The 19,177-nt window shown below is 68.4% G+C and carries 16 protein-coding genes and 1 pseudogene; 3 read left to right on the plus strand and 14 right to left on the minus strand.

Features of this window, described 5'->3' with window-relative positions; translation table 11 throughout:
* Window positions 1-186, plus strand: a complete 186-nt coding sequence (locus JW364_RS13035; protein WP_004019490.1) for a type Z 30S ribosomal protein S14 — start codon at window positions 1-3, stop codon at window positions 184-186.
* A gap of 123 nt (window positions 187-309) precedes the next feature.
* Here the strand turns inward: JW364_RS13035 and JW364_RS24170 are convergent, their stop codons facing one another.
* From JW364_RS24170 to JW364_RS13075, 8 genes are all read right to left on the minus strand, one after another.
* The gene (locus JW364_RS24170; RefSeq protein ID WP_240199056.1) at window positions 310-582 is read right to left on the minus strand and encodes a hypothetical protein; all 273 of its coding nucleotides are present in this window, start codon (window positions 580-582) and stop codon (window positions 310-312) included.
* A gap of 441 nt (window positions 583-1,023) precedes the next feature.
* A complete protein-coding gene (locus JW364_RS13045; protein WP_205333230.1) occupies window positions 1,024-1,476 on the minus strand; it encodes an SRPBCC family protein in 453 nt (150 codons plus the stop codon).
* 406 nt (window positions 1,477-1,882) lie between these two features.
* Entirely contained in the window at window positions 1,883-3,196 is a 1,314-nt protein-coding gene (locus JW364_RS13050; RefSeq protein WP_240199057.1) for an HNH endonuclease signature motif containing protein, read from the minus strand.
* Window positions 3,197-3,391: 195 nt separating this feature from the next.
* A complete protein-coding gene (locus tag JW364_RS13055; RefSeq protein ID WP_205333229.1) occupies window positions 3,392-4,000 on the minus strand; it encodes a DUF4262 domain-containing protein in 609 nt (202 codons plus the stop codon).
* An 81-nt stretch (window positions 4,001-4,081) separates the two neighbouring features.
* The gene (locus JW364_RS13060) at window positions 4,082-5,509 is read right to left on the minus strand and encodes an AIM24 family protein (RefSeq protein WP_205333228.1); all 1,428 of its coding nucleotides are present in this window, start codon (window positions 5,507-5,509) and stop codon (window positions 4,082-4,084) included.
* A 46-nt stretch (window positions 5,510-5,555) separates the two neighbouring features.
* Complete coding sequence (locus tag JW364_RS13065) at window positions 5,556-8,954, minus strand: helicase HerA domain-containing protein (RefSeq protein WP_205333227.1); 3,399 nt, start codon at window positions 8,952-8,954, stop codon at window positions 5,556-5,558.
* Between the two features lie 4 nt (window positions 8,955-8,958).
* Window positions 8,959-9,639 carry a hypothetical protein gene (locus JW364_RS13070; protein WP_068972019.1) on the minus strand — a complete coding sequence of 227 codons (681 nt, stop codon included), beginning with the start codon at window positions 9,637-9,639 and terminating at the stop codon, window positions 8,959-8,961.
* On the minus strand, window positions 9,621-10,736 hold the full coding sequence (locus tag JW364_RS13075; RefSeq protein WP_068972020.1) for a DUF559 domain-containing protein: 1,116 nt from the start codon (window positions 10,734-10,736) through the stop codon (window positions 9,621-9,623). Before JW364_RS13075 ends, JW364_RS13070 begins: the two co-directional genes overlap by 19 nt.
* Before the next feature lie 191 nt (window positions 10,737-10,927).
* Between JW364_RS13075 and JW364_RS13080 the strand changes: the two genes are divergently transcribed.
* Together JW364_RS13080 and JW364_RS13085 are read left to right on the plus strand one after the other, a co-directional pair.
* Window positions 10,928-12,370 (plus strand): PLP-dependent aminotransferase family protein, encoded by a 1,443-nt coding sequence (locus tag JW364_RS13080; RefSeq protein WP_280359925.1) that lies wholly within the window; start codon window positions 10,928-10,930, stop codon window positions 12,368-12,370.
* Between the two features lie 257 nt (window positions 12,371-12,627).
* Complete coding sequence (locus JW364_RS13085) at window positions 12,628-12,768, plus strand: hypothetical protein (RefSeq protein WP_175404324.1); 141 nt, start codon at window positions 12,628-12,630, stop codon at window positions 12,766-12,768.
* Window positions 12,769-12,790: 22 nt separating this feature from the next.
* On the opposite strand, the gene JW364_RS24175 is transcribed toward JW364_RS13085, so the two are convergent.
* The 6 genes and pseudogenes from JW364_RS24175 to narI form a co-directional block, all read right to left on the minus strand.
* Window positions 12,791-14,284 (minus strand): sugar transferase, encoded by a 1,494-nt coding sequence (locus JW364_RS24175; RefSeq protein WP_058252031.1) that lies wholly within the window; start codon window positions 14,282-14,284, stop codon window positions 12,791-12,793.
* Between the two features lie 33 nt (window positions 14,285-14,317).
* A pseudogene (locus tag JW364_RS24525) lies at window positions 14,318-14,947 on the minus strand (glycosyltransferase); the annotation flags it as partial.
* A 32-nt stretch (window positions 14,948-14,979) separates the two neighbouring features.
* Window positions 14,980-16,380, minus strand: coding sequence for an O-antigen ligase (locus JW364_RS13100; RefSeq protein WP_068972027.1), 1,401 nt, complete (start codon window positions 16,378-16,380; stop codon window positions 14,980-14,982).
* 138 nt (window positions 16,381-16,518) lie between these two features.
* Window positions 16,519-17,130, minus strand: coding sequence for a DUF4262 domain-containing protein (locus tag JW364_RS13105; protein WP_058251985.1), 612 nt, complete (start codon window positions 17,128-17,130; stop codon window positions 16,519-16,521).
* An 85-nt stretch (window positions 17,131-17,215) separates the two neighbouring features.
* Window positions 17,216-18,424: a NarK/NasA family nitrate transporter gene (locus JW364_RS13110; RefSeq protein WP_078113085.1), complete on the minus strand. Its 1,209-nt coding sequence runs from the start codon at window positions 18,422-18,424 to the stop codon at window positions 17,216-17,218.
* Window positions 18,421-19,170, minus strand: coding sequence for a respiratory nitrate reductase subunit gamma (gene narI, locus JW364_RS13115; RefSeq protein WP_058251983.1), 750 nt, complete (start codon window positions 19,168-19,170; stop codon window positions 18,421-18,423). The genes JW364_RS13110 and narI overlap by 4 nt, the downstream gene beginning before the upstream one ends.
* Between the last annotated feature and the right edge of the window lie 7 nt (window positions 19,171-19,177).

Below are 19,177 nucleotides of genomic sequence, written 5' to 3' on the forward strand. Positions count from 1 at the left end.
ATGGCAAAGAAGGCTCTGGTCAACAAGGCCAACAAGAAGCCCAAGTTCGCCGTGCGGGCCTACACCCGGTGCAACAAGTGCGGCCGCCCGCACTCGGTGTTCCGCAAGTTCGGCCTGTGCCGTATCTGCCTGCGCGACATGGCGCACGCCGGCGAGCTGCCGGGCGTGCAGAAGTCCAGCTGGTGATTTTCACCCGACGGATTTCGTAGCAGGAATGCGCTCATGGAGCGCATTCGTGCTACCGATTCCCCAGCGGCCCCATCTCGCTTCGGCGAGGTGGGGCCGTTGTCGTGTCACTGCTGAGTCGTGTCACTGCTGAGCGAGCCACTCCTCGATGAGGTCGGGGACGCTCTCGATCGACGCGGTGAGCGACCGCTGGTAGATGCGGTTGACGATGGGGTCGGCCATCTTGCCGAACACCCCGCCGAACCCGGTCGAGGACGTGATCCGACAGGTCACCTGGACGCCGTCGGAGGTCTCCTCCAGCGAGATGTGCGTGGTGAACGGGAACGGCGCCTCGACGGACTGGAACTCCGTCTCCTTGCATGTGTCGACGCGGGTGAACTCCCCGCGCCATTCCATGGTCCGCCCGAGGACTGCCGTCTTACCCTTCCATTGCGAGCCGACGGCGAGCGGCCCATCGGACAGCGGGATGATCTCGACGGATCCCGGAAGGTGTGCTCGGGAGCGGACATGTACTCCCAGACGGTTTCGAGTGGTTGCTTGACGGTGACGGATGCGCTGGATTCGGGCATGACGAAATCCCTTGTGTGCGGACGATTGTAGGACGGCAGGGCCGGGCCCACGCCGCACGCCATCTCGGGGCGGGTGGGGATCACGGTCCGGACGAGATGCATCCGCCGGTCAGAGTACTCCCCGTCGACCGCGAAGGCTACGTCCGAATTGTCCCCGATTCGTATGTCTAACAAGGACTTTCGTGACCGCCGTCCTCATGGATTTCTCCGTCGGAGATCGTTGCTCGTGGACTGATGCCGACATCGCACTCCTCGTATCGCGTCGTCGTCAGCGGGTGGCGGTCCATTCGTCGACGAGGCGCGGCAGCTTCTTCGCGTTCGCGGCGAGCGACCGCTGATACGCGCGGATCGCCAGCGCGTCGGTAAGCTTCCCGACCGCCCCGCCGACGCCGGCGTTGCGGATGCGGTAGGTGAGTTCGACGCCGCGACCAACCTCCGCGAACGTGGCCGAGATGGCGAACTCGAGCGGTGACTCTGTGGAGGAGAACTCGGTGGCGGTGTGCGCATCCACCCGCGTGAACTCGCCGGTCCAGTCGACGGCGCGGCCGAGCCCCTTCATCTGGCCGCGCCAGACGGTCCCGACCGAGACCGGCCCGTCGGTGACGGTCTCGACGCCGATCACGCCGGGCGTCAGCGCCGCGACGTGCTCCGGGATGAGGCAGTACTCCCACACCGTGGTGAGGGGTTGTCGGACGAGGACGGTCGCACTTGCTTCGGGCATGACGTCGACGTTACCCGCCCGCCGGACTGCATGGCGAAAAGCGAACTATGGCAGCGTTTCTCGCTACGAGATCCCGTTGGGGCTCAGCGCCCACGGATGCCACCCAATTGCGACGTCGACTTGCCGGTGTGCCAGAAGTCGAGCTGGTGACTTCGCACTGGCCTGACAGTCGCGCTGTAAGGCCCCACCCCCCACCAGGGAGGTGGGGCCTTACGCAGTTCACCCGCACCACAGGTCGGGCGTGAACACTATGAAGTTCTCAAAGGGCATGCGCGCTCCGACGGATCGGTGCGAAAAGGTGCTACGCGGGGCGTCGTCTCTCGACGGATTCGCCTTCAGAAGTATCAGGCGCTCGGGCTCTCCGGCCGTTCGCCGATACGAGTCGGTCATCGACCACCGAGGTGGATCAGGCTGCGGCCCGGTCATCGAGAGTCATGGTGCGGCGGTTGTATGCCGGCAATGGCGTTCGGATCGGATCGATCGATGCGGGTGGGACCAGCCACGGGTGGCGGTCGCGCCCCATGATGATCTCCCACTGGCCGGCATGGATGTGGGCGTGGCAGGACGGGCAGAGCAAGCACCCGTTGTCGATGTCGGTGGAACCGCCGTTGCTCCAGAACTGGATGTGGTGGACGTGGGTGCGGCCCGCAGGCGCACCGCATTTGATGCAGCACCGGTCGCGGATGATGATCGCTCTACGCAGATGCGTCGGGAACAGTCGTCTGGAAGTGCCCATCTCCAGGGGGACGGTGTCGCCGTCGATGACCACGTCGGTGACAGAGGAGTCGCACGCAAGCAAGGACGCGGTGGTGGGGCTGATCGAACCCAGCCACAACAGGCTGGCCTTGTCGGGAGCAGCCGCCGGCAGGAGCACGCTGACGTGGGTCTTTGGTGGGGTTGCAAGGGTGGTGTCGGCCACCGCCGCGGCATCGAGGATGAGTTCCAGAGCATCCGCGTTGCGGGCCCCGGTGGTCCGTGAGTCGTCGGTGCCGTCGGGCTCAGGCCTCGGAGTGTTTGGAGATTCGATTGCCGCGGTCAGCTTTTCGCCGATGACTGTGTCGAGATCGCCGCGTACGCGGACCCGGCCTTCCCCGGTCGGGGAGACGGTGAACTCGTTGATGGTGCGGTCCTCGCCAGCATGCAGGCCGCCGGACTCGACCGCATACTCGTTGCCCAGTTCGCGCGCCTTCTGGGCGATTTCGGCAGGGGTGGCGCCGGACATCGCCTGCGCGATAAGGGTCTGCTCGACCTCTGCTCGTTCCTCGGCGCAGACACCCTCGGGTGCTCGACGCGCGACATGAACTATGCCGTTCACGACGGCATCGGCGTGTTCCCCGGGGATCGCGCCGTCGGCAGTGTAACCGGGCAACCGAGAGAGCCATGCGTGTGCGTTGCCGATCCGCAACCAGCGGTGCGCGATTGCGGGTGCTGCGCCCATTGTGATCAGCAGGGCGGACGTCTTGCCGGTCGACTGTCGGGCCACACCGAGACGGTCGAGGGTGGCAGCTCCGACGGCGGCGTGATGGTCCAGGATGGAGCGCAGTTCGATCAGCAGAGACATCGCGGTGCTCGCTTGACGGCCGGTCGGCTCCGCGCCGCCAGGGGGCAGATCCCACAGCGCCTCGCGAATCGCAGTCAACACGGCGAGATAACCCTCACCGCCGGAGTGTTCGACACTTTCGGTCTCTGGGCGCAGCATGGTGGCGAGTGTTGTTGGCATGACGGACCTTCCACATCACAGGACGGAACTGGAGGCAGGGCTTCTCGTCATCGTTGGTTCGACACCGGCGTAACCGTCTGCCGATATGCGTCTTTCATCTGTGGCCTGTAGAAATCACTGTATCCGGGGGCACCGACAAGAACCGAACGGTTGAGGCCCCCGCAACTCAGGCTGATCACCTGGCCGCTCGCCTGCTCAGCGTCGGCGTCGGCGTCGGGCCGCCTTGCGCCGCTGGGCCCGGTTCATTCCGGGGTGCGGGTAGATGACGCGCGGACTGTCGCCACCGGTCGCTCGCGGGTCGTGCACGCCCATCACGAATTGGTGTTCCGGTGCAAGGGTGTAACCCTCTTCCCACGGATAGCTGCCCAGATCGTCAGGCCACACCGCCTGCAAGACCGGAGCGTCGGGGTAGAGGACGTTGGTGACGATGAGATCGGATTTGTCCACCAGTTCGATGACGGTGACCGGAACCTCAAGCGAATCCAGTTGTATGGGAACCGAATTCGACACGATCGAGTGCCAGTCATAGGTGTGAAACACGCTGCCCAGCTCGTTGAGAACCGATGCACTCGTTCGTGCATCCAGTCCGTACACCGCCAACTCGGGGAGGTCGTGTAAGCGCAGGCCGGTGGTGTACGCGAAAGAGCAGTCAGGTGCTTCGCATTCGGGAGAGTGACACGTGCACTCGTCACTGACGGCCGTCACCGCCCAACCGTAGCGCCGGATGCGGTCGAGCGTCTCGCGTACCAGCGGGTCGGGGTGCCAGCGAGGCAGACCCCGCAGATCGGAGAAGTGGTTGGTCATGCTCGCTCCTGTTGTTCGAAGGTGGAGCGTAGTAGAGCAGTCGGCACCGACAGATTCGGGCGACGTCCGAGTTCCGCCTCGTCAGCGACCGAGGATGCCACCCAACACGCCGCCGGCCCCTGACCCGGCCGACCCGCCGCCACCGGTCCCGCCGACGAACCCGCCGGGCGGGAGTTCGGACGGCTGCACGACGACGAACCCGCGCCCGGAGAACTCGAGGGTGAACCGCTCGCCGGTGCTGCGTCCCATCAGGGTGCCGAGGTTGAACGAGTCATTGGACTTCACCGAGGTGCGCAGGCTCGACGACCACGCGACCGCGGCCTGCGGGTCGGCATAGGTCGCGGCGTCGACGTTGAGGACGACCGGGGTGCCGTCGGTGGTGATGGCGATCCGGCCGCGCCCGGTGAAGACGCAGTTGAACAGTCCGGCGTTGCTCATAGCGCCGGCACCCTGCACACGGGCGATGTCGTAGGACAGCGAGGAGTCGAAGGCAAGGACGTTGGCGCCGTTGATGGTGAGGCCGTCGGAACCGTCGAGGTCGATGAGGTGCACGTCCGACGCCGCATCGGCCAGGAACAGGTCGCCCTGTCCGGTGACCTTCATCAGCGGGACGCCCTCGCCGGTCATCGCCTGACGCATCATCCGTCCGAGACCTCCGGAGCCGAGCGCCTCGAACTTCAGGTTGCCCTGGTAGGCCACCATCGAGCCGGTGCGGGCCATGACCTCACCGGCGAGCCCGACCCGGCACATCTTGCTGCCCTGCTTCTGGATGCCCTGCCCGGTGACCTCGGCGTGGGACGGCGCGAACAGATCGCTGTGCATGGGAACTCCCTGTGGTTGGGCGGTGACCGGGGGCCGGGGCGGAGGCGGCGGTGCGGACGGTGTATTCCATTGCGGGGCCGGTGGTTCGGGTGTCGACGGCGGCGCGGTTGGCGTCGACGCGGCCGGCGGCCAGGGCTGCGGATCGGTGACTCGCGGAGGCCGACCAGGAGGCGGCGTCGCGGGCTCGTCGTCGACCTCGATGCCGAAGGCGGTGGCGAGGCCCGCGAGACCGGCGTCGTATCCCTGGCCGACGGCACGGACCTTCCAGACGTCGTTGCGCCGGTAGATCTCGAGGCACACGACGGCCGCCTCGCTGGTGAGACCGGAGGGGCTGAAGACGAGTTCCGTACCGCCGCCGGTCAGCGTCGCGGTGAGGGCGCCGGCGGTCGCGAAACTCGCGGGTCCGGTCCCGTCGAGGCTCGCCGCGACGACGACCGTCGCGATCTCCCGAGGGAGGGCGGCGGTGTCGACCGAGATGATGTCGGCCGAGCCGGCAGAACGGTATCCGACGCCGGGGCCGCTGGGCTGGTTGTAGAAGATGAGGTCCGCGTCGGAGCGGACGCGACCGGCATCGGTGAGCAGGATCGCCGAGGTGTTGACCGGAGATGCCGAGCGCACCGAGACGGTCACGGCCGTCGACGGCAGCGGACGGTTCTCTCCGGCGGTCAGCGTGAGCACGGAGTCCATTGTGCCAATCGTCGCGGCCGACCGTCGGCGAAGTCGGGCCCGGCCGTCACCGTGGGCGCGGTGTCGTGGAGCGCGCCAGCTCGACGACCTCGTCCTCGGTCGGCGGACTCGACGGGTGGTAGGTGAGGCAGAGCGGCGTCTCGGCCTTGGCGAACCGCCCGCCCTCGCTCGCGATGTAGAACGTCCCCGCCGGGAGCTTGCCGATGTCGGGAATCCTGCTGCCCTTGTTGGCGGCGAGTTCCTTGGCGCGTTCGATCTGCGTCGGATGATTGAGCAGGCCGAAGATCTGGGTCGAGGAGTTGGCCGAGATCTTGTTGTCGATGCCGGTGGGCGACTGGGTCGCGAAGATGAGCCCGAGGCCGTACTTGCGAGCCTGCGACGCCAATGCGCTCGTGCTCTTCGACGCCGCGGTCATCCGGACGGACGGGGCGAAGTTCTGCGCCTCGTCCATGACGAGCAGTCCGCCGAGTGGCCGGTCGGCGGCCGGATTCTTCTTGATCCAGGCGAACAGGGCCATCTGGAGCTGATTGACGAAACCGGCCCGCCGGTCGTCGGTGCCGAGGCCGGCGAGGTTCACGACCGACACCCGGGCCCGGAAACCCGGTGAGGGAGTGAGCAGGTACCCGGGGTCGGCCGGGGCGGCGTCACCCCCGAAGACGGGATCGATCGCCATCGAGGCCTTGAGGTTCTCCGCGAGTTCGGCGGCGAGCTTCGGGGCGTCGGCGAGGGTGCTCGCGTCGTCGGGCAGTTCGGTCAGCAGTCCGACGTAAGCCTGCAGGGCGCCGCCGCCGCGTCGTCCGAAGGCCTCCATGGACTGTTGCAGGACTGCTTGCTGCCGATAGGCTTTCGCGCTGGTCCCGATGGCCCGGGCATGCGGGATCAGGGCGCCGACGGCGGAGTCGACCGCGGCACGGAACTCGTCGGGGTTGCCGACCACCGTGCTGAAGTCGGGTAGCGGCTGGAAACTCAATGGCCGCCCCGATGCCCGACCCGGGGTGAAGACCGCGACCTCGGTGTCGTGCAGGTAGCGCTTGGCGCGCTCGCGGTCGTCGGACGTCCACGGACGCGGGTCGGCGTCCGGCCACGGTGTCCCCAGGCGTGCGAGGTCGTTGTTCACGTCGAGGATGATCGACGAAACTCCCTGCAAAGCAGCCTCTTCGACGATGCGCCGAATCAACACCGTCTTCCCCGAACCGGATCCGGCGAACAGCGCCACGTGCTTGCGCAGGGCGAGCAGCGAGACGGTCACCGCCTCGCCGGTGGCGACACTTCGCCCGAGGGTGATCGACTGTTCGTCGGCGGGTGTGGTTCGCGACGACGATTCGGCGGTGTCGGACCCCGCCGTTCCCGACCGAGGGTCGGTGGACCGGAACTCTTCCGTCGTCGTCTCCCGGGGTGGCGGCGTGGTCGAGCGTTCGTCCGCGGTGCCGGGCTCGTGGCGTCTGACAGGCGTCACCAAGGGTGTTGCGGGTGAGTCCGGTGACTGCGAGCCTGGCGCAGGCGCTTCGAGCGCGGAGCCCAGGATGTCGGTGAGAAAGGCGATCTCGGCAGCCGGGTTGCGGTCGGAGATCCACTCCCGGAGATGCGAGGGCCGTTCGGCCCGCAGTTGTGCCAGCGCGCTCAGCCGTTTGATGTCCTGTTCGGTCCAGGCGACGACCCGCCCGCCCCGATCGTGCAGTTCCTCGACCATCTGCCGGGTCTTGGGCCCCGTGGGCCAGGGATCCCGCCGCAGGATCACCAGGGTGCGTTCGATGTCGCCGAGGGTGAAACCGGAGGTCGTCGTCGCGCTCGACAGGCGCGTCTGGACGGCACGCGCGTTAGATGCCGCGATGGCACGGAAGCTCCAGGACTGCTCGATGTCCCGGTTCGGGTCGACGAGTTGTCGGATCCGCCCGTGCAGCGGACTCTTCGGTCCCGGCCGGGCATCGAGCTGCCAGCGGTCGGCGTCGCGGGACAGTGCCTGGATCCACGTCGCCAATCCCGCATGGAGGAGCGAGGGGACGATCCGGTCCTCGGTGTCGGGTACCAATGCGGGTAGCGGGTCCGCACGCCGGATCAACTCCGCGTACCGCTGGTCGAGCTTCGCGAACGCGGGATCGTCCGAGGTGGTCGTCGACGACGAGTCGGTTGACGACGACCCCGCAGACGACGACCCTGCAGACGACGATTCAGCAGACGACGAGCGCCCCCGAGCGGACGCCCCCGTGTCAGGAACGTCTGTCGTGGTGCGGGACTGGTTGATCAGGGGGAGTGTGCCCTGGCCGGCGGAGGTCTTGGACGTGGCGCCGGAGAGGTCGGTGATCTCGGCGAACGTGTCGCTGCGGAGCATCGCGGCGATCTGGCGGTCCACGGTCACCATCAGCTCGCGCGGGGTGTAATCGGTGGCCGCCGTCAGTGCGGTGTCGGTGACCGGCCAGGTGGGATGGGGCGGCGTGAATCCGACGCCGGCGAAACCCGGCGCGAAACGCCGGGCGAGCAGGAGCCGGCCGAAGTCCGCACTCGCGGGCCGTTGCAGGGTGGGTGGCAACCGGAACCGATCAACCGCTGATCGCATGACGTGTCCGGCGAGGTACTCCCACGCGGCGGTGATCGAGGAGACCACACATGTGGTCCGACTCATGGTGTCGCGCACCGACATCAGGCCGTGCGCCAGTTTCTCCACCTGTGATTCCTCGCCCGGCTCGGCGGTCTTGCCGGCCTCGATCAGGGTGTCGATCTGGTCGATCGCGAGAACCGCCGCATCGTCGAACGCGATGATCCGCGAGATGTTCTCGACGATCTCCTGATAACCGAGGCGGGCATTGCGGATGCCCCAGGCGGCGAGTTCCTCCGCGTCGTCGATGTCCAGGTGCAGAAACGCCTCGCCGAGGTCTTTGGCCGCGAAGTCGTCGGACTCCAGCAGTACGAGCGCACGCAGGATGTGCTGCGACCGGCGTCGGTGCCGCGAATGGCGGGTGTAGACGCCGTGGACGAAGTCATCGAGAGCGGCGGGTGTCAGCGACGCGCCGCCGGTCACGGCGTCACGTGTCCCGTCCGAGACCCCGGCGTCGATCGCGAGGCGGTGGAGGAGCTGATTCAGCTGCGAGCGGTGGCGGGGCGTCGGTCGGCCGAGGTCCTCGATGATCGCCACGAGCACCGAACGCCAGAAGTCGGTGGCGTCGAGCAGCTTGACGAGAAAGAAGTACCCGCCCTCCTCTTGGACACGATGCCGGACCCGGCCCAGGAGATGGGTCTTGCCGGATCCGGCCGGACCGCGCACCGTGACCCCGATCGGACTCCCCGACGGCGAACGACGGGCGTCGTCGAACGAACGGATGATGTCGACGATGGTGTCCTCGTGCAGGCCCCCGACGTGGAAGGGGTCGGCGGTGCCCCACACGTCGTCGGGGGTGTCGGCCCAGTTGAGGCGGATCGATTCCAGTGCGTGACGGGCGTCGGCGTCCATCGGATCAGCTCTCCTCGATCGCGAACAGATGGCACGGTTGCGTGCCCACCGTCACCGCGGCCGCCCGGTCGGCCGGAGTCAGCAACGCCTGGTCTTCCTGCGGGATGAGGCTGACCCCCGGCGCGCGCTGGAACTCCACCATCGTGGCGTCGAAGACCTCGTCGCTCATCCCGGGCAGGTCGGCGCGCAGATCGGTGACGAGGACGAAGTCGCCCGCCGTGACGGCCCGGGCGCGGTAGGCGGCCGCGATCTGGTCCCGGGGATCGACGGTGGACGACGCCGGGTCGGACGCAGCCGTTGCGATCGGGGTCCCGGGCTCCTCGTGGGTAGGGCGTCGGGGACGGCCGAACACCTCGTGGAGACGGAGGTCCTCGTCGTCGAGGTACCGGGCGAGGCCGGCGAGGACCGCGTACATGGCCTTCGTCGGTGCAGTCGACCTCTTCGGTGGCTCGGATGTCAGTTCGGCCGCGCACCAGGCCCACCCGCGGTCGGTCAGGGTGTGGAAGTACGCGCGGCGTGCGCCGAGTCGCGAGTCGACGAGGCCGAGGGCGTTGAGATGGTTGCGGGCCGGCTTGTCCAGCGCGGCACCGAACTCCTTCAACTCTGGGTTGGAGAGCTCTCGGGACTCGGCCAGCAGGACGAACAGCGCCGCACTCTGGATCGGCGTCAGCTGGGCGTGGTCCACGGATGCTCCTCGCGGGTCGAAGGGGGTCGGGCGGGCGTCGGTCGGGACGATGCCGGTGGTCGGGAGCGCTCGGCGATCACGGCGGCCAGCTCTGCGACGACAAGGGACGTGTCGTCGAGAACGTGGTCGTTCGTGTAACGCAGAACGAGGTACCCGGCACGCTGAAGCATGTTGTCGCGACGTCGATCTCGCGCGTACTTTACCGGGCCGCGATGATCCGCGCCGTCGACCTCCACGACCACGCGTTCACTCGGCCACAGCAGGTCGACGATCACCGCGGGGTGGAGCGGATCGAGGTCGCGCGGACTCCGGTTCCACTGTCGGTCGCGAGCCCACGGTGCACGCGCGAGGGCGCGTTCGAGGGTTTGCTCGGCATCGCTGTGCGGTGCCGGTCTCCCCGACGGACGGGAGGCGACGAGGACGGGCCTCGCCGAGGCCGACGACGGATCGTGCAGCGCCTCCACCGGACCGGGCGGCGGGAATCGCCGCCCCGCGGGTACTCCGATCCGGATGGCCGGCACCCTCGTGACCGCGGGCAGGGCGTCGGCGGTGAGCCACACGGTGAGGTCGGCGTGGTCGGCCAGCCATTCGTACGCGGCGGCGGCCGCGTGCTGGGCCCGCTCGCCCAATGCGGTGTCGGCGCGCACGGCCAGGACCACGGAACCACGTCCGTATCCCCGTCGTAAGAGAAACGTCAGCGCGGCCGCCCGGGCGTCGTCGGCGGGGCCGGGGCCGGGACGTCGCGCGCCGGCGGCCGCACGGGCCAGATGGATGACGGCGGGCGAGGGGAAGCCGGCGTCCCGGCACAGCAGGCGCGCCGTGGCCTCGGCGTCGTCGGCGTCGACCGGCAGGCCCGGCTCGTGGCCCGGGAGCCAGACCGGGAAGAGGGCGACGACGATGTCCTCGAGCGCGTCGAGGACCTCCCGGACGACCTCCCGGGCGGTGCGATCGCCGGGTCCGCGATGGTCCAGGAACACCGGTAGGTCAGCCGAGACCGAGTCGACGAGGTCGGCCAGGGCGAGGCCGTCGACGTCATCGACACGTAGCACATGCCCGGGACGCACGGCCGCGTCGAGAGCTGACGGGCGGATGTTCATCGACGCCGACGATATCGCCCGAACCCGACAGCCGCCCGGTGGTCACGGGTGATCTGCGGACCGCCACCCCCGCTCGACGGCAGTCCACCGACCGCGGATTGGACCTTGTGGTGCCCGCGGGCACTGCGTTTGACTGGACGTCGACGGCCGCAGGGCGTCGTTGGACCCTGGCGACCGGTGAGGAGGATTCTGTGGGTGCACCGCGAGCCATCGGCCGGCCGGTGGCTCGCTCGAACCTCGGGGTGAAGCAACTCGTCACGCTGCTCGGTGAGTGGGAGAGCGGCGACGCGGCCTACGCGGCCCTCGCCGCCCGCATCCGACTCCTCATCGACGACGGCCGGATCGCGACATACACGCGGTTGCCCGCCGAGCGAATCCTCGCCGATGCGCTCGGGCGGAGTCGGACCACGGTGGTGTCGGCGTACGGAGCGCTGCGCGAGGCCGGCTATCTGGTCAGCGTCCGGGGATCCGGCTCCGTCGCGATGCTCCCGCGGAGGGGTCCGGGCGCGGTTGCCGAGATCGACTTCGCGCACGCCGTTCCCGAACCGGTGCCCGGTCTCGAGGCGATCATCGAGCGGGTCACGGGCAATGTGCCCGACCTGCTGCGCCGGCCCGGACTCGACCTGGTGGGCGATCCGCTGCTACGCCGACGAATCGCCGATCGATACACCGACCGCGGACTGCCCACGACCCCGGCGCAGATCGTGGTGACCCTCGGTGGGCAACACGCCATCGCACTCGTCGCGCGGACCCTGCTCCGACGAGCCGACCGGGTGGTCGTCGAGACCCCGACCTATCCGCACGCCTACGAGGCGATCGCCGAGGCCGGCGGACGGCTCGTGTCGACGCCGGTCACCGCGGCCGGCTGGGACATGGACCACTTCGTCGAGGTCCTCAGCCGGTTGCGACCCGAGATGGCCTATTGCATACCGGATTTCCAGAACCCGACGGGTGCCTCGATGCCGTCCGCCCACCGAGAGCGGCTCGCCGACGCGGCGCGCCGGGCCGGGACCGCGCTGCTCGTCGACGAGACGACTGCCGAGCTCGACATCGATCGTCGGACGGACCATTTCCCGTTCGCCGCGCATGCGCCGGTGAGGTCCTCGGTGCCGGTGGTGACGATCGGATCGCTGGGCAAGACGGTGTGGAGTGGATTGCGGGTGGGATGGATTCGTGCCGACGAGGACATCGTCGACCGGATCGTCCGACGGCGACCCGCCGGTGACCTCGGTTCTCCGATCATCGACCAGCAGATCGCCGCCGAGGTCTTGGCCGGTTACGACGACCTGCTCGCCGTTCGTTCCGCGCAGCTTCGTATCGGCCGGGACACGCTCACCGGACTTCTGCGAAAACATCTGCCGGAGTGGGAGATCCCCGATGTGAACGGTGGGTTGGCGATGTGGGTCGGGCTCGGGGCGCCGCTGAGTTCCGCGCTCGCCGCCGCCGCCCTGAACCGAGGTGTGCGAATCAGCGCCGGACCGAAGTTCGGCGTCGACGGGGCGCACGAACGCTACATCCGCGTTCCGTTCACCGAGGATGCCGACGACCTCGCCGCCGGCGTCGACGTGTTGCGGGACGTATGGGCATCACTTGATCGCCCGGGGGCGCCGGACGCGTTGACGCGCCCGGCGTGAGAGATATAGACCGTCGCGGACTGCGTGTCGTTGCCGCACCGCACTTCTCGGCGGTGTGCCGGATGATGCTGTCCGTCGGCGATGCCGTCGCCAGACCCCCGCACCGGCCCGCCGGAGAAAATCAGTGGCGCCGCCCGGCGGAGTCGCGTCACCATGGGCGGGCAGTTGAGTCCACCGATGCGCGGTTGGCATCTACCACCAGGTCGTGATCGGCGATTGAATGCCGGCACACCATGTTCCGGCGTCAGGAGGTCGTCATGACCGCACTGCTCCTCGCGATCGTCAGCGGCATCATCCTGCTCGTCGTCATCGCCCGCACGTTGATCGTCACCATCCGCGACGAGCGGGGACGGGTGCCGTATCGCCCCGCGTACGACACCCGACGTCCGACGATGTGACGAGGCGGGTGGGTGGCCGCGGCTACTCCGCCCGTTTGAGCACCGCGAGCACGGTCAGGAGCAGGATCTTGACGTCGAGCCAGAGTGACCAGTTCTCGATGTAGTAGTTGTCCCACTCGGCGCGGTCGGCGATGGAGGTCTGACCGCGCAGGCCGTGCACCTGCGCCCAGCCGGTGACCCCGGCCTTCACCCGGTGGCGTTCGCCGTATCGCCGGATCTGCACCTCGAACAGCGAGACGTACTCGGGACGCTCCGGGCGTGGACCCACGAGACTCATGTCCCCGCGGATCACGTTGAGCAACTGGGGTAGTTCGTCCATCGACGTCGAGCGCATGATCTTGCCGATCCTGGTGCGGCGGTCGACGCCCTCGACGCCGCCGGGTGCGCTGCCCGCGGTCGGCCGGAATTTCTCCGCGGCGGGGTCCTCGGGCCGCATCGAGCGGAACTTCAGGCAGTTGAACACCCGCGCGTCGCGACCCACCCGCGGTTGGGCGAAGAAGATCGGGCCCGGCGAGCTCAGCCGGACCAGCAGCATGAGCGTGAGGAACAGCGGTGAGATCGCGGCGAGGATCAGGGCTCCGACCACCCGGTCCCCGATGTGCTTGGTACGGAACTGCCAACCGCGCGGGTTGGTGTGCGGGACGGACATCAGGGGCAGCCCGCCGATGTGGTCGACCCGGCTGCGGCGTCCGACGACGTCGAACATGCGCGGCACGATCCACACCTTGACCCCGTGCCGGTGGGCGATACGGACGGCGGCGGTGAGCCTTTCGACATTGGTGACCGCGAAGGCCACGACCAGGACCTCGGCCTTCGTCGCCCGGATCGCGTCGTCGAGTTCGTCCACCCCGCCGAGCTGCGCGATCTCGTTGGTGGGTCCCTCGTCCCGATCGGCGCGGGGTGGCGCGCCGGCGGCCAGGATGCCGACCGGCCGGAGACCGTGCTCCGGCGCGGCCACCATGCGGCCGACCACCTGTGCGGTGATCGGCCCGTCGCCGATGATCAGCGTGGGGGACAGCAGATGACCGTTCTTGCGCAGACTCCGCTGGATGATGTCGCGGATGAGACGACCGAACGGAACCCAGAACAGCGCCGACACCCACACCTTGGTGACCGCGGCGCCGGGTCTGTCGTCGGAGTAGGAGAGGAGCAGAGAACACAGCAGGATCATCGCGGTGATCGTGCATCCGGTCATGACCCGGCCGACCTCGTCGAGGAACCGGCGATTGAGCCCCCGACGGTAGACCCCGCGCAAGGAGAAGACGATCACGAGGGTCGGCACGAAGGTGGCGAGTGTCCACAACGGCGGGTTCGCGCCGCTGCCACTCCTCACCCACCAGATCCCGGCGGCCACCGCGATCGTCGCGGACAACACGTCGATCGACACGGTCACGATCGTGCTCAGGGGATCGTCGCGGATCAGCTCGTGAAAGGTGCGCCGACCGTTGGGCGACGAGTACACCGGGGTGCGCCTCGTGGTCTGCGGGAACTCGGCCTGCGATACACGGGTCGACAAGTCCACTCCATCCGAAAGAACAGCCCCCCGTCCGGTCGCCGCGGCGTAGAGCGCCGGCAGGTCCCCGACATCGACGTAACCGAGCCCGACCGCCGACGACGGGGCACCCGGGCCGGTCGAACCCGCGCCGCCGAGCACGCACGGAATGTCGAGGCGCCGGGCGACCGCCGCGACGAGTTCGACGTTCTTGCGGGGTTCGACGGTGCCGATCTGCATCACGAAGCGTTCCGGCAGATCGTATTTCGCCCGAACCCGTTCGACATCGGCCGGCGCGGGTGGGCGGGCCCAGTCGGCGGGCGCGAGTTCGGTGACGTGGGCATCCCGTCCGCAGGTCTCGCGGATTCGTTCGGCGGTGAACTCGGAGACGGCGATCAGCACGTCGGCCCGACGGAGGGTCGTGCGGACGAGTACGGATTCGCCCGCGGCGCGAAACCGGCTCGACGCGGACGACATGTCGAGCACCGACAGGTCGTGCACGGTCGCGACCGTGGTGGCGGGGCCGGCGACTGGTAGGTCGACGTCGAGACCGTGGAACACGCCGCCCGAGCGGGTGGGGAGTACGCCGAACACCGCCCGTCGGACACCGTCGGCGACGGGACGCTCCACCGGGGTGATCGCCGGGGGCAGTTCGCCGACCGCGTCGGTCTGCACGACTGCGGACAGGGCGGTGCCGTCGACGTGGCCGGGCAGTGCCCTCAGGAGTTCGCGGATGTAGGTCTGGACGCCGCTGCCTCCGGGACGAAGTGCAAGCGCACCGTACGTGATTCGTGTTGTGCCGTCGCGCATCCAGCAGCTCCCAACAGTAACCAGAAGTAGAAGTCGAGCGGGAAGATCTCGAAGTAGGTGGCGACCAGGCAGGCCACCATCGCCGCGACCATGGACGCACTGACACCCAGGACGAGGGCTCCATCCGGGTCGGGCATCCGGCGCGAGTACTGCACGCACCAGATGATCGCGGTCACGATCAGGGCCAGGAACAACCACAACCCGATCGGCCCGAGTTCGATGAGCAGCTTCACGTAGTAGTTGTCCGGCTGGTAGTTCTTCGACAACTGCTGCACGGTACCGCCGGCGCCGGCGGTGATCGTCCGCGTCGTGTCGCCCTGGGCCGCCGACATCGCGTCGGCCGCCGATCCGCTCGACGCCAGGCCGGTCCCGAGCGGGTGCACCCAGATGCTCGCGAAGATCTCACCCCACCCGGAGCCGCGCTGACTCAGGCTGCTCGACGAGAAGAACACCTTGGTGATGTTCGACGGCAGGAACGGCAGCGAGATGACGGCGACGACCCCGACTGCGAGCAGCGGGGCGATGAGGCGGCGGAAGCGAAGGGCCGCAAGCCAGATCACACCGACGATGAGGCCGAGGATCGCCGCCCGCACCACCGACGTGGCCATCGTGATCGCCATGACCGGCCAGCAGACGAGGAACAACCGGTTGCGCCGGCGGGCGGTGTCCGACAGCGCCACTGCTCCGCCGACGAGCAGGGCCAGCATGACGAAGAGTCCGAAACCGAAGGGCTGATTGAACGTGCTGAACGTCCGGAACAGCGGACCGCTCGTCCGCACCTGCTCGCCGAAGGTGTAGCCGAGTTCGACCAGCCGCGCCGGACCCAGGAGCTGCTGGCCGATGCCCACGAGGGTGGTGAGCACCCCGAGCGCCATGATGATCGAGACCAGTCGGTCGCGGTCGAGCGCGTCGAACGGCGTCAGCCATAGCGCGAGGACCACGAAGAGGTAGAAGAAGGTGACCTTGACGCCGTACAGCCCGATGGGGCCGTAGACGTAGAGCGCCGACACGACCCCGAACGCGACCAGCACGGCCGCGGCCGGCCACCACGGCAGCTGCAACGGCGGGTCCGTCCGGTCGGCGGGCCGGACCCGGCGATTGGCCGCGCAGATCAGCGTCAGCGCGAGGACGCCCTCCTTCCACGCCGAGGCGACGCCGGGCAACGGGGCGATGTCGAGGAGACCGTCGAGGGGGGTGAGCGCGGCCAAGACCAGGAGACCGCGTTGCGGACGCCGGTAGATGACGGCGACGAAGGCGACCGCGAGGACGAGGGCGACGAGTGCAGCGACCACGACCGGGAGGTGCGCCACGCCGACCTGCCTTTCCACGTGCCCCCGTGGTCTGTTCGAGCCCCCAGACCAACCATGGTGGCATCTCCGGGCTCCGTTTGTCCGGGGCAACACGGACACATGTCGCCCCGGACACGCCGGGAGGCCGCCGGCCGCAGGTCAGTGACCCGAGATGCGACGTGCCCGTCGCGGGCGGGTTCGGTCGGGCCCGGATTCGGTTGTGAGAAGGCGTGGTTGCGGGCGCGGGGGATCCAGGAGTTGCGGCATCCCCTTCACCGGCTGGTGCATCGGGAGCAGGGTGTAGCCGTCTTCCCATGGGAGGTGGCCGTGGTCGTCGGGCCAGACCACCTGCAGTTTCGGGTGGTCGGGGAACAACAGGTTCGCCAGGAGCAGCTCGTCGTGGTCGAGTTGCTCGATGAGTCGGACGGTCACGGCGACCGTCTGCAACGGGATGTCGGACTGCGCGGCGACGAGATCACGCCAGTCCTCCTGGTGGAGCAGGGCGCCCAGTTCGTTCAGCACGTGCGTCGCGGTCAGGGGATCGACGCCGTAGATCGAGAGCTCCGGGATCGAGTGCAGCGAGAGTCCGGAGGTGTAGGAGAACCCGCACTCGGTTCGAGCACCTGCAGGCGGTGCGTCGAACTCGGCGTCCGCCTCGCCGACCGAGGTCACCTGCCAGCCGCAGCGCCGGATGGTCTCGATGGTGGAACGGATGAGCGGATTGGGATGCCACCGGGGCAGACCTCGGATCGCGGCAGCGTGGTCTGACATGGATCGCTCCTTTGTTCGACGGGTGCGAACATCAGAACACGAGGCCCCGACAATTCTCCCGACGCCGCAGCCGGGGAGGCGGGCGTCAGGTGTTCGCCGTGCGTCGGATGCCGAACACGGTGAACAGGGCCGCGCACGTGGCGAAGACGACCAGCAGTGCGAGCCCGATCGTGTAGCTGTGGGTGGTCGCGTCGTAGGTGGCCCCCATGACCATGGGCGGGAAGAAGCCGCCGAGCCCGCCGAGGGCACCCACGATCCCGGTGACCGAACCGACCCGCTCGGCGGGCGCGGCCTGCGCGACCCAGCTGAAGACCGACCCCGAACCGAGTCCCATGCAGACCGCCATCAGGACGAAGTCGAGACCGGCGGGTATCTCGAGGGGCGGCTTGGTGATCATCCACACGGCGAGCACGGCGGCACCGCCACAGGAGATCACGGTGATGATGCGCGGTCCGAAGCGATCGGACAGGACACCGCCGACGGGCCGGGCGATGACGGCCGCGATCGCGAAACCGGCGGTGCGCGTGCCGGCCGCCTGGAGGTCGAAGTCGTAGACGTCCTTGAGGTAGGTCGGCAGGTAGGTGCTGAAGGCGACGAAGCCGCCGAACGCCGCAGCGTAGAGAAAACCGAGCTGCCAGGTGATCGGCAGTTTGGCCGCACCGATCAGTTTGGGGACCACCGAGTCGTGGGACGCGGCCCACCTGGGTGAGTCGCGCATGAACAACCAACAGACCACGGCGACCACCGCGAGCGCGACGGCGATGATGATGTGCGTCGCGATGTATCCGAACCACGACACGAACCGGGGGGTGAAGAAGGCCGACAACGCCGTCCCGCCCATCCCGGCTCCGAAGACGCCGGTCGCGAACCCGCGCCGGGACTTGTCGTACCAGGCGTTCACGAAGGGGATGCCCACGGCGAACGTCGTCCCGCCGACGCCGAGGAAGAAGCCGGCGACGAGCAGCAACGCGTAGCTGTCGAAATGTCCGGCGGCGGCGACCAGCAGGACGAACGGAATGGTGGCGACCAGCAGAACGGTGAACATGAGGCGGCCGCCGAAGCGGTCGGTCAGTGCGCCGGTCAGGATTCGCCCGAGCGAGCCGACCAGGATCGGGATGGCGACGAGGATCGACTTCTGGGTGGCGCTCAGGTCGAGTTGGTCGGTGTAGACGACCCCGAGCGGACCGATGAGGTTCCAGGCCCAGAAGCTGATCGTGAACGCGAGTGTCGCGAGAGCGAGGTTCGTGGTCTGCGCACGCGAGCTGATGGCGGGCGTCGTGGTGTCGGTGCTCATCGATCACGATCCTTCACTCCGACGGGCGCCCACCCCGGCCGATGGGGCTGGTTACCCGGCGCGACACGTCGGTCGCGGCTTCGGTACACGATGTAGGGACGGAAGAGGTAGTGCACCGGCGCGGTGAAGATGTGCACCAGCCGGGTGAAGGGGACCATCGCGAAGAGGAGCATCCCGATCAGGATGTGCACGTGGAAACGCAAGGGCGCCGCCGCCATCGCCGTGACGTCCGGTTGCAGCACGAACAGTGAACGGAACCAGGGCGAGACGGTCTCGCGGTAGTTCACGCCGGGCGCGTGCGGGTCGAGCGTGCCGATCAGCGTGATGTAGGTGCCTGCCACCAGCGCCGTGACCAGCACCAGGTACATCGCCTTGTCGTTACGCGTGGTGGCCATGAACACCGGGCCGACGGTCCGTCTGCGGTACACCAGCATCGCGACCCCGACGAGGGTGGCGACGGCCGCCAGGATCCCGAAACCCCCGGCACCCCAGTGGTACAGCGTCTCCGAGACGCCGATGGCCTCCGTCCACGACTCCGGGATCAACAATCCGATCGCGTGGCCGATGATCACCACGAGCACGCCGTAGTGGAAGAGCGGCGACGCTATCCGCAGGAGGCGGGACTCGTAGAGCTCCGATGACCGCGTCGTCCACCCGAACTTGTCGTAGCGATAGCGCCAGATGGTTCCACCGATGAGCAGTCCTAGCGTCGCGTAGGGCACCACGCCCCACAGGAAGATGTCCACGGGTCAC

This window comes from Gordonia sp. BP-119, from assembly GCF_016924115.1.
GTDB classification, from domain to species: domain Bacteria; phylum Actinomycetota; class Actinomycetes; order Mycobacteriales; family Mycobacteriaceae; genus Gordonia; species Gordonia hongkongensis.

Coding starts and splice junctions, on each gene's coding strand:
- JW364_RS13035 (WP_004019490.1), top strand. CDS start 1: ATGGCAAAGAAGGCTCTGGTCAACAAGGCCAACAAGAAGCCCAAGTTC.
- JW364_RS24170 (WP_240199056.1), bottom strand. CDS start 582: ATGGAATGGCGCGGGGAGTTCACCCGCGTCGACACATGCAAGGAGACG.
- JW364_RS13045 (WP_205333230.1), bottom strand. CDS start 1,476: ATGCCCGAAGCAAGTGCGACCGTCCTCGTCCGACAACCCCTCACCACG.
- JW364_RS13050 (WP_240199057.1), bottom strand. CDS start 3,196: ATGCCAACAACACTCGCCACCATGCTGCGCCCAGAGACCGAAAGTGTC.
- JW364_RS13055 (WP_205333229.1), bottom strand. CDS start 4,000: ATGACCAACCACTTCTCCGATCTGCGGGGTCTGCCTCGCTGGCACCCC.
- JW364_RS13060 (WP_205333228.1), bottom strand. CDS start 5,509: ATGGACTCCGTGCTCACGCTGACCGCCGGAGAGAACCGTCCGCTGCCG.
- JW364_RS13065 (WP_205333227.1), bottom strand. CDS start 8,954: ATGGACGCCGACGCCCGTCACGCACTGGAATCGATCCGCCTCAACTGG.
- JW364_RS13075 (WP_068972020.1), bottom strand. CDS start 10,736: ATGAACATCCGCCCGTCAGCTCTCGACGCGGCCGTGCGTCCCGGGCAT.
- JW364_RS13085 (WP_175404324.1), top strand. CDS start 12,628: ATGACCGCACTGCTCCTCGCGATCGTCAGCGGCATCATCCTGCTCGTC.
- JW364_RS13105 (WP_058251985.1), bottom strand. CDS start 17,130: ATGTCAGACCACGCTGCCGCGATCCGAGGTCTGCCCCGGTGGCATCCC.
- JW364_RS13110 (WP_078113085.1), bottom strand. CDS start 18,424: ATGAGCACCGACACCACGACGCCCGCCATCAGCTCGCGTGCGCAGACC.